Consider the following 15,017-nt stretch of genomic DNA (forward strand, 5'->3'; position numbering starts at 1 on the left):
TAGTCACTGTCAGCGGTGCGGCGGCGACTGTCGCCGCACCAGGTTTGGTTACTATTAAGGAGTCATCGATGAAACATGAGCATTTCGTTGTCCAAAGCCCGGCGACCCCGGCGGCTCAGCTGATCTTGCTGTTTCACGGTGTCGGCGACAACCCGGTGGCGATGGGGGAGATCGGCAGTTACTTCGCCAAAGACTTTCCTCAGGCACAGGTGGTGAGCATCGGTGGCCCCGAAGCGTTTGGCAACGGCGCCGGGCGCCAGTGGTTTTCGGTACAGGACGTGACCGAAGAGAACCGCGCGGCCCGCATCTCAGACGTGATGCCGCAATTTGTGGCCGTGGTGCGTCATTGGCAGCAGCTGAGCGGCGTGGGCTATGCCGGCACTGCTCTGGTGGGGTTCTCGCAGGGGGCGATCATGGCGCTTGAGGCGTTAAAAGCGGAAACCCGGCTGGCCGGGCGTGTGGTGGCGTTCAGCGGGCGTTTCGCCGAGCTGCCTGAGCAGGCTTTCGGCGACAGCGTGGTGCATTTGATCCACGGTGAAGAGGACGCGGTGATCGCGGTGCAACATGCTCATGCAGCGGCAGAAGCGTTACGGGCCAGCGGCGTGGATTTCACGCTCGACGTGGAAGAGAACGTCGGGCATGCGATCAACCAGGGCATGATGAACGCCGCGCTGGAAAGGCTGCATTATTACGTGCCGCAGCGCTACTGGGACGAGGCATTGTCCGGCAAGCGCGGCGAGCTGATCGCCTTTCGCTAAAAACTCAGGGCGCCGATGAGCGCCCTGATGTCATTTCTTTTTCGGCCAGTCGTCTTCGTCATCCCACTGGGCGTTGTTGTCGCGGTGCGGCGGTATCTCCGGCTTGTTGGCCAGATAGCTTTTCACGTCGACGCGGCGCAGTTCCTTGATGCCGCTGACGACCATCCCCACCAGAACCAGCAGAATAATCCACCAGTAATCAGCTAACCATTGCATAGCTACTCCTTTCCTTCACTGCGTATAAAACGCGAAAAAATCGAGGGCAGATGGCGTTCGAGCCATTCGACACCGGCGACCTCCTTGTCTTGCCAGGCCGCCAGCAACAGCGCCGGGGTCAGCAAATGTTCAGCCTCTTGCGCCAGCGGCCGGTAGCTCAGATGCCACGGCTCCACCGCCACGCCGCCGCTGTCTTCGGTAAAGGGGCGATAGAAACCGAACTCGGCCATATGCGCCGTCAGCCACTGGTTGAGCGGCGCAAAGTAACCGCCTTCTTCATATTCCCACGGCTCCAGCTGCAGCTTTTGCCCTTCCGGCAACAGCGACGGAGCGTACACGTCCAAATCGCTGCCCCAGTGATGGCGGCTGGCGCCAGGCAGGGCTGACCAGCGCAGGATCGCCTCACAGCGCTCGGCGGCGGACAGCGGCGCGACGTCGATCGGTTGACTGTCCTTATCTAATACTGGCCGCTGGCCGCAGAATTTGCCATTCCAAATCGCCAACTGGCGGTCGAAGTCGCGGAAGGTGCTGGCGGGCTGGAGATCGAATCCGGCTTCACGCGCGGCCTGCTGCATCGCCAGGAAGGCATTGACCGCCTGCGGCTGCAGCCGATGGTTGCCGCTCAGCGGCGCCAGGTGTTCGGTCGAACGGCCGGTGAGCATTTCTGCGGTGATCATGCGACCAATTGCTCCATGATGCGTTGATACATGCGGCTCAGCAGCTGCAGATCCGCGGCGTTGACACATTCGTTGACCTTGTGGATGGTGGCGTTGACCGGCCCCAGTTCCACCACCTGCGCGCCCATCTGCGCGATGAAGCGGCCGTCGGAGGTGCCGCCGGTGGTCAGCAGCTGCGGCGTCAATTCAGAATAGTGCTCGACGGCGTTGACCACCGCATCCACCAGCGCGCCGCGCGAGGTGAGGAACGGTTGACCGGACAGCCGCCATTCGATGCTGTAATTCAACTGGTGGCGTTCCAGCAGCTCTTCCACGCGCTGCTTGATCATCGCGTCGGTGAGTTCGGTGCTGAACCGGAAGTTGAACTGCACGTAGAGATCGCCCGGGATCACGTTGTTGCTGCCGGTGCCGGCCTGCACGTTGGCGATCTGCATGCTGGTCGGCGGGAAGAACTCGTTGCCGCGATCCCATTCGATCGCCACCAGTTCATTCAGCGCCGGCATGGCGCGGTGCACCGGGTTGTCTGCCAGATGCGGATAGGCGACGTGCCCCTGTACGCCGTGGATATGCAGGTTGGCGGTGATGGAGCCGCGACGGCCGTTTTTCACCACGTCGCCGACGCGTTCGGTGCTGGACGGCTCGCCGACCAGGCAGTAATCCAGCCGCTCGTTGCGCGCCATCAGCGCTTCGACCACTTTAACCGTGCCGTGGGTGGCGCTGGCTTCTTCATCCGAAGTGATCAGAAATGCCAGGCGGCCCCGGTGATTCGGGTTGGCGGCGACAAAGCGTTCCGCGGCCACCACCATCGCGGCCAACGAGCCTTTCATGTCCGCCGCGCCGCGGCCATACAGCATGCCGTCGCGGATTGCCGGTTCAAACGGCGGGTTGTCCCAGCGTTTTTCATCGCCGGTCGGCACTACGTCAGTGTGCCCGGCAAACGCCAGAGTTTGCCCTTCGCCGCGCCAGGCCCAGAAGTTTTGGGTGTCTTCGAAGTCCATGGCTTCGACGGTGAAGCCGATCGCCTGCAGGCGTTCGATCATCAGTTGCTGGCAGCCTTCGTCATTCGGGCTGAGGGAAGGGCGTTTGATCAACTGCTGGGCCAGTTCGATAACCGGGCAAGTCATACGGCAACCTCGGCGATAAATTGTTGGTAAGCGTCGGCGTTGAAACCGAGCAGAGCGTGGCCGTTGCCGTCGTCCAGCAGCGGACGTTTAATGATTGCCGGCTGCGCCAGCATCAGCGCGATGGCGGCGTCGGCGTTATCACAGGCGTTGCGCTGCGCTTCATCCAGCTTGCGCCAGGTGGTGCCGCGGGTATTGAGCAGCGGCTCCCAACCCAGTTGCGCGACGAAACCGCGCAGTTGCTGTTCGGTCAGGCCGTCGGCGCGGTAGTCGTGAAAATGATAGGCTATGCCTTGATCTTCCAGCCAGCGGCGGGCTTTTTTGATGGTGTCGCAGTTTTTGATGCCGTACATCGTCAGCGTTGTCTGTTGCGGTTTATTTGCCATGGCGTAAAGCTACCTGTCTCGTCGAGTCGATACTGAGCGGCGGGCGCGGTCTTAGGCCTTCTCGCCGCCCGGCGATAGCAGAGATAATGCCAGTAAAGCGGCGGCGAGATCCAGACAACGATGCGCGCGAGAGACGATTGGGCGCCAGGGAGAGAGGTTGGCAAATTGATGAAACGGCTATCTTCGCCGGCGGAGCTGTTAAAAGACGCCGGCGAACGCGTTCTGCCGCCAATGCGGCGCGGGGGAGAGAGAACTACTCTTTATTGATTCTTATGTTTAAACGCTCGGTCAAACACCGTACGCGGGTAATATGCAACAGCGGTTTTATCCTGCTGGCGCCGAGTTTTTTCATGATTCGTGATTTGTAATGATTGGCGGTTTTATTTCTGATATTCATGGCATTGCTGATGTCGGCCAGCGATTTTCCCGTCGACCACTCCGAGAGAAAATGCGATTCGCGCTGAGAGAGTTGCGGCGGCTCGGTATAGTGACTGTAACGCTTATATAAGTCGCCGATCAGGTGGCTGAAGCGGCTCAATGATATAAGGTTTGATAATATAATGGTCTTATTGTCGACAATCACCATCTCATGCAGGCAGTCGGTAATAATGACTATTTTGTAGGTATTGGGGTTGGCATATTCATCGCGGTAACGCGCTTCAAAGTTGGCGATGGTGACATCGATAAAGCAGACCCTTCTGCGGCTAAAGCCGGCTGGTGCGTGTTTTTCCGCCCAGGTTTGGTTAATGAGTTGCCGGATGCCGACGGAGGTATAAGCGCAGTCGCTGAAAATATCAATTTCCATTTTATTATGATCCTTTTTTATTCCTAGTGTCGGTGGATATCTTAAAGTATAAAAATAAAAACAATTGAAATAATTCAATGTTGAATTTTTTTTCGTGATAATTCTTAAAATTCGCCCATGCGGTTTTTAATTTTTTGCGGTCAATTATTTTGTTGATATATAAGGGGTATTTTAAAAGCATTAAATATCTTATAGGTTAAGACGAGGTTTTTGAATAGAGTTCATCTATTGATGGGAGGTAATTAAAAGGAATTAACATAGATTATCCCTATCGTAAATTAATCATCGATCGTTTTTTTCGATCTTTATTTCGATTTTTTTGTGTGAAAAGTCTAACTGCCAAGAAATATCTCATTAAACAGCCTAGGAAATATCTCATCAAAAATCCCAAGAATAGTCTTATTCATAAAGGTATGCATGAATAATAGACGAAACAAGAAAGTTAGGGGATAAGGCATAGCTTGATGCTTTGCGAAATCCTCTGATTGGTTTCGACATAAATTATGACTTTATGAAAAATTATTTTTCGAAGAACGATCAACGTATGTAACCACCGTTTTGCAATCGCTGCAGCGCAGCGCCGTCCGCATACACCATGCCGGTGGTCAAATCGTGAAAGCCGTACTTTTTATAGAAGGCGAGCTTTTCCGGCACGGAATAGATGAAAATCTTGCCGAGCGGCGCCAGATCTTGCATCACCCGATCCATCAACCTGCGCCCCAGCCCTTGTCCCTGAAAGCGCGGATCGATCGCCACGTCCGCCAGATAAGCGACCGATGTCAGATCGCTGATGGCATGTGCAGTGGCGATCAACTCGTCGCCGATAAACCCCCAATAGCAAAACTGGCTGTGTTGGTAAACGCGCCGCAAGGTGTGCGGATCGCGCTTGCCCAGCCCGGCGGCCTCCAGCAATTCACACAGCCGCTGCCAGTCGATGGCGCGGCGGCTCGGGTCGGTGATAATTTCCATCGTTTTCCTCTAACCGATAAGACTGAGATCGGCGGCATAGTGCCGAATGGCGCGTTGATAACCGCGAATGTCGGGGTCTGACGAGGTTTCCGCCAGCAGCAGCAACAGATCGGTCACGGCCCGTTTATTTTCACCCAGGTTGTACAGCGCCATGGCGCGAAACAGCATCAGCTCGTTGGCCTGCGGGAACTCGGCCAGGCCGTCGTCGAAAGCCCGTAGCGACGCCGGATATTCTCCCAGGGCGCGGTAGGTGCTGCCGAGACCCAGCCAGGCCTCGCGGCGTTGGGCGGGCGGCAAATCGCGAGCCAACGCCGCGAGGTAGCAGGGAATGGCCTGTTGCTCCAGGCCCTGTACGTCATACAGGCAGGCCAGCTGAAAGTGCAGCATCGCCGCTTCCGGCTCCGCCGCCAGCTGCCTTAGCGCCAGCGCGGTCGCCTCCTGATAGCGGCCCTGCGTTTTCAACTGCGAGAGAGACAAAGAGCTGGACATGATCGACACTCCATTGGCGTATTTTTATACCTTTTACACGCTATCGTGGAGAAATTGATATCACAAGGGAATAGCTGCACTGAACATTGATCAGATAAATACGAAAATGTGCGCTAAGCCCGGTTTCCGAGCCCGGCATCGTTCCCGTTTCCCTTCACATGGTCAAAAAACAGGCGTAGAATCCGCTTCGTCAAATAATTGAGGTTGTAAAGTATTATGGTTGATCGTGAATTAGGAAACTGGAAAGACTTCATTGATGAGATGTTGGGCAACTGACACAGCGTTGAAGCAGATGGCAAGGTTGAGTCATTGGAAAGTCACTGAAACACCTTGGGAACGAGATTTTCGTTCGAAATAAAGCAGCATCGGTAACCCGACGCTGCTTTTTTTATATCTCGCGGATCAGTCCCCGGTGGCCGGCGTATTGCCTGCCGGATGCGCTTTACCCGGGAAACGGCGGCGAACCAGCACAAAGAACAATGGCACGAAGAAAATCGCCAACAGGGTGGCGGAAATCATGCCGCCCATTACCCCGGTGCCGACCGCATGCTGGCTGCCGGAACCGGCGCCGCTGCTGGTAGCCATCGGCAGCACGCCGAAGATGAACGCCAGCGAGGTCATCAGGATCGGCCGCAGGCGCATGCGTGACGCGTCGAGCGTCGCCGACATCAGATCCTGCCCTTTATGGTTCAGCTCATTGGCGAACTCGACGATCAGAATGGCGTTTTTCGCCGACAGCCCAATGATGGTCAACAGGCCAACCTGGAAATAGACGTCGTTCTCCAGGCCTCGCAGCCAGGTGGCGGCGACTGCGCCGATCACCCCCAGCGGCACCACCAGCATCACCGAGAACGGTATCGACCAGCTCTCGTACAGCGCCGCCAGGCACAGGAACACCACCAGCAGCGAGATGGCGTACAGCGCCGGCGCCTGCGAGCCGGACAACCGTTCCTGATAGGACATCGCCGTCCATTCCAGCCCGAAACCGGTCGGCAGTTGGCTGACCAGTTTTTCCATTTCCGCCATGGCGGTGCCGGTGCTGACGCCGTTGGCCGCCTCGCCGACGATCTCCAGCGCCGAACTGCCGTTATAGCGCTCCAGCCGTGGCGAACCGTACTCCCAGTGCGAGCTGGCGAAGGCCGAGAACGGCACCATGCCGCCCGCGCTGTTGCGCACATACCATTTGTTGATGTCATCCGGCAGCATGCGGAACGGCGCCGCGGCCTGCACGTAGACTTTTTTCACTCGGCCGCGGTCGACGAAGTCGTTGACGTAGGTCGAGCCCCAGGCGGTGGAGAGGGTATTGTTGATGTCGTCGATCGATACGCCCAGCGCCTGAGCCTTGCGCTGATCGATATCGATTTGCAGCTGCGGGCTGTCGTCCAGGCCGTTGTGGCGCACGCGTGACAGCAGCGGGTTTTGCGCCGCCAGCTGCAGCAGCTGATCGCGCGCCGCCATCAGTTTGGCATGGCCGAGCCCGGCGTGGTCTTCCAACTCCATGTCGAAGCCGGAGGAGTTGCCGAGACCGGTGATCGCCGGCGGGCTGCTGGCGATCACCCGGGCTTCGTTAATCTTGTTGAATGCCAGCGTGGCGCGATCGATGATGTCGAACGAGCTGTTGGCGCCCGAGGTGCGCAGATCCCAGTCTTTCAGCCGCACGAACAGGCGCGCTACGTTTTGGCCGTTGCCGCCGGGCCCGGAGCCGATGATGGCGAACACCGACAAAACGTCCTGTTTCTCTTCGGTGAGGAAGTAGCGCTCGACCTTTTCCACCACTTTGGAGGTCTGCTGCAGGGTCGAGCCCGCCGGCAACTGCACCTGCACGGTGAAGATGCCGCGGTCTTCCTGCGGCAGGAACGAGGTCGGCAGCTTGATGAACAGCAGCGCCATGCCGCCGAGCAACAGCAGATAAATCACCATGTAGCGGCCGCTGGCGTGCAGAATGCGCCCCACGCCGCGCTCATAGCGATCGGCATTGCGGTTGAACATGCGGTTGAACCAGCCGAAGAAGCCGCGCTTGCCGTGATGGTGCCCTTTGGCGATCGGTTTAAGCAGCGTCGCGCACAGGGCCGGGGTCAGGATCATCGCCACCAGCACCGACAGCACCATGGCGGAGACGATGGTGATGGAGAACTGGCGATAGATGGCGCCGGTGGTGCCGCCGAAGAACGCCATCGGCACGAACACCGCCGACAGCACCAGGGCGATGCCGACCAGCGCGCTCTGGATCTGCCCCATGGATTTGCGCGTGGCCTCTCGCGGCGGCAAGCCTTCCTCGCTCATCACGCGCTCGACGTTCTCCACCACCACGATGGCGTCGTCCACCAGCAGGCCGATCGCCAGCACCATGGCGAACATGGTGAGGGTATTGATGCTGAAGCCGCAGGCGGAGAGGATGGCGAAGGTGCCCATCAGCACCACCGGCACGGCGATGGTGGGGATCAGCGTGGCACGGAAGTTCTGCAGGAACAGATACATCACCAGGAACACCAGCAGGATGGCCTCCAGCAGCGTTTTCACCACGTCCTTGATCGACGCTTTGACGAACGGGGTGGTTTCATAGGCCACTTTGGCCTCCAGCCCGTGCGGGAAGTATTGCGACAGCTCGGCGATCTTGTCCTTCACCAACTGGTCGGTCTGCAGTTCGTTGGCGCCGGAGGCCAGCTTGATGTTCATGCCGGCGGCCTGCATGCCGTTGTAGCGGCTGAGGTAGTTGTAGTTCTCGCCGCCCAGTTCGACGGTGGCGACGTTGCCCAGCGTCACCAGCGAGCCGTCCTGATTGACCCGCAGGGTGATCTGGCGGAACTGTTCCGGCGTCTGGAGCTGCGACTGGGCGTTGATGGTGGCGTTCAGCGCCTGTTTATCGACCGACGGCGTGCCGCCCAACTGGCCGACCGCCACCTGGGCGTTCTGCGACTGAATGGCCTTGACCACGTCCTGGGTCGTGAGCTGATAGCTGTTGAGCTTGTTGGGATCGAGCCAGATGCGCATGGCGTATTGTGAGCCATACACGTCCATGCTGCCGACGCCGTTGATGCGGCTGAGCGGATCCTGCAGGTTGGAGACGATGTAATCGGCGATGTCCTGCTTGTCCATACTGTTGTCGGTGGAGACGAACGCCACCATCATCAGCGTGGTGTCGCCGGATTTCGAGACCGTGACCCCTTGATTCTGCACCGCCTGCGGCAAACGTTTGATCGCCGCCTGCAGCTGGTTTTGCACCTGCTGCATCGCTTCGTTGGGATCGGTGCCGGCTTCGAACGTCAGCGTGACGGTCGCCTGGCCGGTATTGGTGCTCTGCGACGACATATACATCATGTTGTCGAGGCCGGTCATATTTTGCTCAATGATTTGGGTGACGGTGTTTTCCAGCGTTTGCGCCGAGGCGCCTGGGTAAGTTGCGCTGATGCGCACGTTCGGCGGCGCCAAATTCGGGTATTGTTCTACCGGTAAAGAAAAAATCGCCAATGCCCCGGTCAGGCAAAGAATAATTGCCAGCACCCAGGCGAAAATCGGGCGATCAATAAAAAAATTGGCCATGCAGCGCGAACCTCGTTATGACTTGTTCTATCTTTAAAACGCATCGGAAATATGCATTTCAGCGGCAGGGAAGGATTCCGGCGCTATTGCACTTTACTCGGGATAGTCGAGGAAAGCGTGGAGAAAAAAAGGAGATAGTGTAAATAACGGTAGCGGGAAACGGCGTGGGTGCCCCGGTGTCGATAATTGTACGCTATTAAGACATTTTTATTACTATCAAAGGCCTTGCGCATTTCTTCGCCGCAGGGAGCCGAAAAATAAAAACTGGATCCACCTTACAGCAGGAGCTTGGCATGGGAATTAACCCGGTATTTGCCCGTCGGCTTTATTTATGCTGGCTGATCAGCCACAGTGAGCGGCCCAATGTGCCGCGGTTGATGGCGCTGACCGGCTGGCCGCGCCGCACGTTGCAGGATGTGCTGAAGGCGCTGCCCGGCATGGGCGTCGAGCTGCAGTTCGTGCAGCAGGGCGTGCGCAACAACGACGGTTTTTATCAGTTGGAAAGCTGGGGGCCGTTCAACAAGAGTTGGGTGCATCAGCACCATCAGGCGCTGCTCAGCGCCATCGAGTAAGCGGCCCCGGCGTATTGGCCGGGGCGGGGCGATCAGTGGCTTTTGTACTCCAGGTACATCACCGTCGCCGCCACGCGAGAACGCACGTCCAGCTTGCGCAGTATGTTGCGGATGTGCACCTTCACGGTTTCTTCAGAGATATGCAATTGCGCCGCCACCTGTTTGTTGGACAGGCCGCGCGCCACCTCTTGCAAGACGTCCAGTTCGCGTTCGGTCAAGGCGGTGAAGGGATCGCGCTGCTCGCTGCGCGCCAGCAAATAGTCGGCCATGGCGTCGCTGATCACGTTTTGCCCCTCGGCGGCGGCGCTGATGTGTTCCAGCAGCTGCTCCGGTTCACTGTCTTTCAGCAGATAGCCGTCGGCGCCGGCGTCGATCAGCGCATACAGATCGCTGCGCGCGTCGGAGACCGTCAGCACGATGATGCGTGCGTCCACGCCTTCGTCGCGCAGAGCCCGCAGCGTATCCAGCCCGGACATGCCCTTCATGTTCAGATCCAACAAGATCACGTCCGGCGCGTGCTGCAGCGCCAGCGCAACCGCCTCGCTGCCGTTGCCGGCCTCTGCCACCACGCCAAATCGCGCATCCAGTCCCAGCAGTTGTTTGATGCCGCGCCGCATCAACGGATGATCGTCAACGATCATGACTCGGTATTGCTTCATCACCATGAAATATGCTCCCTGTAGCAAGTAAAGCCACTCAAACGCGCCCGGAGGCGTGCTTCACAGTGGGACTGTCTCTTCAAAAATAGCGGCATTCTGCACCGCAAACCTCTCCGGGCGGCCTTCTGCCCGGCGGCAACCGTAACGCAGAGTGAACAGCCGCAAGGTCAGGGCGAGAATGTCAGGCAGACCGCCGTGCCGCCGCGGCTTCTGCGCCGGATGCGCAGCGTTCCTCCCAGTCGCGCCGCGCGTTCGCTCATGATGGTCAAGCCGTAATGCCCTTCCGGTTCTTCCAGACTGGCGATGCCGCAACCGTCGTCGGTAATGCTGAATACGTTGTCGCCTGCGGCGTTGACCTCGCAACACACCGCGATCTCGCTCGCTCCTGCGTGCTTGACGGCATTGAGCACCGCCTCGCGCACGATCTGCAGCGCGTGCACCTGCTGCTGGGCGTTGAGCGCCTGCGAGGGCAGCCGACAGTGTAACTGAATCCGGGCGGTGGTTAGCGCCTTTAATGGCTGCAGCAGTTGCTCCAGCGCGGCATTCAGATCCGCCTCCTGAATGTTGAGGCGGAAGGTGGCCAGTAATTCTCTCAGCTGGCGATAGGCATCGGCCAGCGTGCGATCGAAATCGTCGATAATCGTTTGCGCCGCCGGATTGTCGGCGGCGCGCCGGAGCAGCGTCAGCTGGATGCGCAGGAACGACAGCGTCTGCGCCAGCGAATCGTGCAGCTCGCGGGCGATGGTCCCACGTTCTTCCATCAACAGCAGATATTGGTGCTGCTTTTGCGCCCGGTTGAAGTAGACGCCGCGCCCCAGCATGTTGGCCAGGCTCTGCATCAGGTGAGGATGCGGCGGCTGCGCTTCGGGCTGCCATCGCAATTCACCCAGCAGTTTATCGCCTTGGGTGATCGGCAGCGCGCTCCAGGTTTGCGCCGGCGCCGGCTCTCCTTCGTTCAGTTGCCACTGGCCATGATCGTCCGCCACGTTCAACCGGATGCAGCGCAGTCGTTCGCTTTGGCGCACGATGCGCAGCACATTCTCGAATGCCTGCTGATCGATCTGGCGCACGCTCAGCGCCTGTGAACAGCGATACAGCACCTCCAGCGTTTCGTTGGCCTGCTGCAGGCGCCGGGTTTTTTCCTGCACTTTCAGTTCCAGCGACTGATAGAGCCGGGCCAGCTCGTCAGACATGGCGCTGAAGGTTTGCGACAGCACGCCGAGCTCGTTCGGCAGCGCCACGTCCAGCTGCGGGTGGCGAAAGTCGCGCTGTTGCACGCGCTGGCTGGCGTCGACCAGATGCTGCAGCGGCATGACCACCTGGCGGCGCATAAAGCGAATGCAAAACAGCACCAGACCGATGATGGCGGCGTAGCCCAGCACGCTGACGGCGGCCACCAGGGTGAGTTTCAACTCGGAATAACGCTGCAGAGCGGAAACAAAATGATCGACGCGGTTGACGTAGCCGGCGACCTCCGCCCGGTAGGCGGCCGCTTGCCCGTCACGGATCTGCCGCTCCATCGCTTGCCACGTTCGTTGCAGCGCCAGATAGTAGTTGCGCACCTCGGCCGGGACGTAAAAGCGCGCCAGCTTTTGCAGCGCCGGCGCCTGCAAAGATTGTCGGTACTGCTGCAGGTGCAGCTCCAGCTCCGGGCTCTGTCGATCGAGATCAAAGGCCAGGCGGTAGCTTTGCATGCGCAGCGAACCGGCAATGTTGATCGCCTCGGCATCGCTCTGGCTGCCGGCGACGGTCGTCAACGCCAACCCGGTGGCGAGCACCGACAGTATCACGATGCCGAACAGCGCCCTGGCCAGGCTGCCGGTCACGGAACGTTTAACAAGCAATCACGGGATCCTTTTCTCTCAGGTGAGGGCTGCGCCAGTTTCATTCGAAAGCAAAACTATAACTTTTGCAACTAAATTGCACCGCGATTTGTATCAAGTTGTCAACAAAACGGGAACAATTGTCGTCGTGTAATCAAATGAATAGCGAAATGCCCGCCGATGTTCAGCTGCAGCTCGGTTTCCACTGAGGATTTGTCTTTGCGGATGCGATTCGTCTGTCAGATTATGCGTCTGCCCACGATGTATTTTAAATCCTGGTTTGCCCGGAGAGGCGTTGTGATTTTTGTTGCAAATCGTCTGCTGCGGCGCAGCGTAATCGCGGTATGATTTTCACGTTGCAACTCAAGGAAAAAGGGTCATGTCGTCGAAAATTGAGAATGTGAAGAAAGAGCTGTTGTCGGACAACTGGTATGTGCTGCACAAGTACACGTTCGATCTGAAACGCAAAAACGGCGGTTCGGTGCAACAGATGCGCGAGGTTTACGATCGCGGCAACGGCGCCACCATTTTGCTGTACAACCGCGCCAAGGGCACGGTGGTGCTGACCAACCAGTTTCGCATGCCGACCTATGTCAACGGCAACGAAAGCGGCATGCTGCTCGAGGCCTGCGCCGGCCTGCTGGACGCCGATTCGCCGGAGCAGTGCGCGCGCCGCGAAGCGGTGGAAGAGACAGGTTTTCAGGTGGGCGAGGTCAAGAAAATCTTCGAAGCCTACATGTCGCCGGGCGGCGTGACCGAGATCGTGCACTTCTTTATCGCCGAATACCATGACGATGAGCGGCGCGCGGCCGGCGGCGGCATTGAAGATGAAGATATCGAAGTGATCGAACTGCCGTTCAGCGAAGCGGTGGCGATGATCGCCGATGGCCGCATTAAAGACGGCAAGACCATCATGCTGCTGCAGTATTTGCAGATTCATCGGGTGATGGAATAAAAAAAGCCGGTCATGATGACCGGCTTTTTTATCGGCTGGCGCCAGGCCGCTTACTTCAGCAGCGCCTGCGCCTTCGCCACCACGTTGTCCACGGTGAAGCCGAACTCGGCGAACAGCTGCTCCGCCGGCGCCGACTCACCGAAGGTGGTCATGCCCACGATGGCGCCGTTCAGCCCCACGTACTTGTACCAGTAGTCCGCGATACCCGCTTCCACCGCCACACGCGCCGTCACCGCCGCCGGCAGCACCGACTCGCGGTACGCCGCATCCTGCTTGTCGAACGCGTCGGTCGACGGCATCGACACCACGCGCACCTTGCGGCCCGCCGCGGTCAGTTTGTCCGCCGCTTCCACCGTGATGCCCACTTCAGAGCCGGTGGCGATCAAGATGACGTCCGGCGTGCCCGCGCAGTCTTTCAGCACGTAGCCGCCGCGGTACACGTTCGCCAGCTGCTCTGCGGTGCGCGGCTGCTGGGTCAGGTTCTGGCGCGAGAACACCAGGGTGGTCGGGCCGTCGTTACGCTCGATGCCGTACTGCCACGCCACCGCCGATTCCACCTGGTCGCACGGGCGCCAGGTGATCATGTTCGGGGTCACGCGCAGGCTCGCCAACTGTTCCACCGGCTGGTGAGTCGGGCCGTCTTCGCCCAGACCGATGGAGTCGTGGGTGTAGACGAACACATTGCGCAGCTTCATCAGCGCCGCCATGCGCACCGCGTTGCGGGCGTATTCCACGAACATCAGGAAGGTCGCCGAGTACGGCAGGAAGCCGCCGTGCAGCGCGATGCCGTTGGTGATGGCGGTCATGCCGAACTCGCGCACGCCGTAATGAATGTAGTTGCCCGCCGGGTCAACGTTCAGCGCTTTCGAGCCGGACCACATGGTCAGGTTGCTCGGCGCCAGGTCGGCGGAGCCGCCCAGGAACTCCGGCAGCACCTTGCCGAACGCTTCCAGCGCGTTCTGCGACGCCTTGCGGCTGGCGATGTTGGCCGGGTTGGCCTGCAGTTTTTCCACGAACGCTTTGGCGTCGGCTTTCCAGTCGGCCGGCAGCTCGCCGTTCATGCGGCGCTTGAACTCGGCGGCCAGTTCCGGGAAGGCCCTGGCGTAGGCGGCGAACTTGTCGTTCCAGGCCGCTTCTTTGGCCTGACCGGCTTCTTTGGCGTCCCACTGGGCGTAGATGTCCTGCGGGATTTCAAAGGCGGCGTATTTCCAGCCCAGTGCTTCGCGGGTGGCGGCCACTTCGGCGGCGCCCAGCGCGGCGCCGTGCACGTCATGGGTGCCGGCCTTGTTCGGCGAACCGAAGCCGATAACGGTCTTGCACATCAGCAGCGACGGCTTGTCGGTCACCTTGCGGGCTTCTTCAATCGCCGCCTTGATGGCGTCCGGGTTGTGGCCGTCGACGTTGCGCACCACGTGCCAGCCGTAGGCTTCGAAACGCAGGGCGGTGTCGTCGGTGAACCAGCCGTCGACGTGGCCGTCGATGGAGATGCCGTTGTCATCGTAGAAGGCGGTCAGTTTGCCGAGCTTGAGGGTGCCGGCCAGAGAGCAGACTTCGTGCGAGATGCCTTCCATCATGCAGCCGTCGCCCATGAAGGCGTAGGTGTGGTGGTCGACAATGTCATGGCCGGGGCGGTTGAACTGCGCCGCCAGGGTGCGTTCGGCGATGGCGAAGCCGACGGCGTTGGCGATGCCCTGGCCCAGCGGGCCGGTGGTGGTTTCAACGCCCGGGGTGTAGCCGTACTCCGGGTGGCCCGGGGTTTTGGAATGCAGCTGACGGAAGTTTTCCAGCTCGCGCATCGGCAGGTCATAGCCGGTGAGGTGCAGGAGGCTGTAAATCAACATGGAGCCGTGGCCGTTGGAGAGCACGAAACGGTCGCGGTCAGCCCAGTGCGGGTTAGTCGGGTTGTGGTTGAGGTAGTCACGCCACAGGACTTCGGCGATGTCCGCCATGCCCATAGGGGCCCCCGGGTGGCCGGAATTTGCTTTTTGTACGGCGTCCATGCTGAGTGCGCGGATGGCGTTGGCAAGCTCTTTACGAGAAGACATAA

General features: G+C 59.3%; 15 protein-coding genes. 4 read left to right on the top strand and 11 right to left on the bottom strand.

Going from position 1 to position 15,017, the window contains the following annotated elements:
* Window positions 1-68: 68 nt before the first annotated feature.
* Window positions 69-758: an esterase gene (gene ypfH / locus JL05_RS10775; RefSeq protein ID WP_033632409.1), complete on the top strand. Its 690-nt coding sequence runs from the start codon at window positions 69-71 to the stop codon at window positions 756-758.
* A gap of 30 nt (window positions 759-788) precedes the next feature.
* Here the strand turns inward: ypfH and JL05_RS10780 are convergent, their stop codons facing one another.
* From JL05_RS10780 to JL05_RS10810, 7 genes are all read right to left on the bottom strand, one after another.
* The gene (locus JL05_RS10780; RefSeq protein WP_004941720.1) at window positions 789-974 is read right to left on the bottom strand and encodes a YpfN family protein; all 186 of its coding nucleotides are present in this window, start codon (window positions 972-974) and stop codon (window positions 789-791) included.
* 2 nt (window positions 975-976) lie between these two features.
* Entirely contained in the window at window positions 977-1,651 is a 675-nt protein-coding gene (locus tag JL05_RS10785; RefSeq protein WP_033632410.1) for a M15 family metallopeptidase, read from the bottom strand.
* A complete protein-coding gene (dapE, locus tag JL05_RS10790) occupies window positions 1,648-2,775 on the bottom strand; it encodes a succinyl-diaminopimelate desuccinylase (RefSeq protein WP_004941726.1) in 1,128 nt (375 codons plus the stop codon). The genes JL05_RS10785 and dapE overlap by 4 nt, the downstream gene beginning before the upstream one ends.
* Window positions 2,772-3,158 (bottom strand): ArsC family reductase, encoded by a 387-nt coding sequence (locus JL05_RS10795; RefSeq protein ID WP_004941730.1) that lies wholly within the window; start codon window positions 3,156-3,158, stop codon window positions 2,772-2,774. The genes dapE and JL05_RS10795 overlap by 4 nt, the downstream gene beginning before the upstream one ends.
* Window positions 3,159-3,411: 253 nt before the next feature.
* On the bottom strand, window positions 3,412-3,963 hold the full coding sequence (locus JL05_RS10800) for a LuxR C-terminal-related transcriptional regulator (protein ID WP_033632411.1): 552 nt from the start codon (window positions 3,961-3,963) through the stop codon (window positions 3,412-3,414).
* Window positions 3,964-4,500: 537 nt separating this feature from the next.
* Window positions 4,501-4,932: a GNAT family N-acetyltransferase gene (locus tag JL05_RS10805; protein ID WP_033632412.1), complete on the bottom strand. Its 432-nt coding sequence runs from the start codon at window positions 4,930-4,932 to the stop codon at window positions 4,501-4,503.
* Between the two features lie 9 nt (window positions 4,933-4,941).
* Entirely contained in the window at window positions 4,942-5,421 is a 480-nt protein-coding gene (locus JL05_RS10810) for a tetratricopeptide repeat protein (protein WP_033632413.1), read from the bottom strand.
* 216 nt (window positions 5,422-5,637) lie between these two features.
* On the opposite strand from JL05_RS10810, the gene ypfM reads away from it, so the two are divergent.
* Entirely contained in the window at window positions 5,638-5,697 is a 60-nt protein-coding gene (ypfM, locus tag JL05_RS25365) for a protein YpfM (RefSeq protein WP_100396732.1), read from the top strand.
* Between the two features lie 126 nt (window positions 5,698-5,823).
* Here the strand turns inward: ypfM and acrD are convergent, their stop codons facing one another.
* Window positions 5,824-8,961 carry a multidrug efflux RND transporter permease AcrD gene (acrD, locus tag JL05_RS10815; protein ID WP_004941747.1) on the bottom strand — a complete coding sequence of 1,046 codons (3,138 nt, stop codon included), beginning with the start codon at window positions 8,959-8,961 and terminating at the stop codon, window positions 5,824-5,826.
* 293 nt (window positions 8,962-9,254) lie between these two features.
* On the opposite strand from acrD, the gene JL05_RS10820 reads away from it, so the two are divergent.
* The gene (locus tag JL05_RS10820) at window positions 9,255-9,533 is read left to right on the top strand and encodes a winged helix-turn-helix domain-containing protein (RefSeq protein ID WP_004941750.1); all 279 of its coding nucleotides are present in this window, start codon (window positions 9,255-9,257) and stop codon (window positions 9,531-9,533) included.
* Window positions 9,534-9,565: 32 nt separating this feature from the next.
* Here JL05_RS10820 and JL05_RS10825 read toward each other — a convergent pair whose 3' ends face one another.
* Both JL05_RS10825 and narQ read right to left on the bottom strand, forming a co-directional pair.
* The gene (locus tag JL05_RS10825) at window positions 9,566-10,198 is read right to left on the bottom strand and encodes a response regulator (RefSeq protein ID WP_004941753.1); all 633 of its coding nucleotides are present in this window, start codon (window positions 10,196-10,198) and stop codon (window positions 9,566-9,568) included.
* A gap of 161 nt (window positions 10,199-10,359) precedes the next feature.
* Window positions 10,360-12,036, bottom strand: coding sequence for a nitrate/nitrite two-component system sensor histidine kinase NarQ (gene narQ / locus JL05_RS10830; protein WP_033632414.1), 1,677 nt, complete (start codon window positions 12,034-12,036; stop codon window positions 10,360-10,362).
* Between the two features lie 358 nt (window positions 12,037-12,394).
* Between narQ and nudK the strand changes: the two genes are divergently transcribed.
* A complete protein-coding gene (nudK, locus tag JL05_RS10835; RefSeq protein WP_019453874.1) occupies window positions 12,395-12,970 on the top strand; it encodes a GDP-mannose pyrophosphatase NudK in 576 nt (191 codons plus the stop codon).
* A 50-nt stretch (window positions 12,971-13,020) separates the two neighbouring features.
* Here the strand turns inward: nudK and tkt are convergent, their stop codons facing one another.
* A complete protein-coding gene (gene tkt, locus JL05_RS10840; RefSeq protein WP_033632415.1) occupies window positions 13,021-15,015 on the bottom strand; it encodes a transketolase in 1,995 nt (664 codons plus the stop codon).
* Window positions 15,016-15,017 lie beyond the last annotated feature (2 nt).

Source organism: Serratia nematodiphila DZ0503SBS1 (assembly GCF_000738675.1).
Classification (GTDB): Bacteria; Pseudomonadota; Gammaproteobacteria; order Enterobacterales; family Enterobacteriaceae; genus Serratia; species Serratia nematodiphila.

Bases quoted from the DNA above. Each gene is read 5' to 3' on its own strand.
- ypfH (WP_033632409.1), top strand. From the start codon at position 69: ATGAAACATGAGCATTTCGTTGTCCAAAGCCCGGCGACCCCGGCGGCT.
- JL05_RS10780 (WP_004941720.1), bottom strand. From the start codon at position 974: ATGCAATGGTTAGCTGATTACTGGTGGATTATTCTGCTGGTTCTGGTG.
- JL05_RS10785 (WP_033632410.1), bottom strand. From the start codon at position 1,651: ATGATCACCGCAGAAATGCTCACCGGCCGTTCGACCGAACACCTGGCG.
- dapE (WP_004941726.1), bottom strand. From the start codon at position 2,775: ATGACTTGCCCGGTTATCGAACTGGCCCAGCAGTTGATCAAACGCCCT.
- JL05_RS10795 (WP_004941730.1), bottom strand. From the start codon at position 3,158: ATGGCAAATAAACCGCAACAGACAACGCTGACGATGTACGGCATCAAA.
- JL05_RS10800 (WP_033632411.1), bottom strand. From the start codon at position 3,963: ATGGAAATTGATATTTTCAGCGACTGCGCTTATACCTCCGTCGGCATC.
- JL05_RS10805 (WP_033632412.1), bottom strand. From the start codon at position 4,932: ATGGAAATTATCACCGACCCGAGCCGCCGCGCCATCGACTGGCAGCGG.
- JL05_RS10810 (WP_033632413.1), bottom strand. From the start codon at position 5,421: ATGTCCAGCTCTTTGTCTCTCTCGCAGTTGAAAACGCAGGGCCGCTAT.
- acrD (WP_004941747.1), bottom strand. From the start codon at position 8,961: ATGGCCAATTTTTTTATTGATCGCCCGATTTTCGCCTGGGTGCTGGCA.
- JL05_RS10820 (WP_004941750.1), top strand. From the start codon at position 9,255: ATGGGAATTAACCCGGTATTTGCCCGTCGGCTTTATTTATGCTGGCTG.
- JL05_RS10825 (WP_004941753.1), bottom strand. From the start codon at position 10,198: ATGGTGATGAAGCAATACCGAGTCATGATCGTTGACGATCATCCGTTG.
- nudK (WP_019453874.1), top strand. From the start codon at position 12,395: ATGTCGTCGAAAATTGAGAATGTGAAGAAAGAGCTGTTGTCGGACAAC.
- tkt (WP_033632415.1), bottom strand. From the start codon at position 15,015: ATGTCTTCTCGTAAAGAGCTTGCCAACGCCATCCGCGCACTCAGCATG.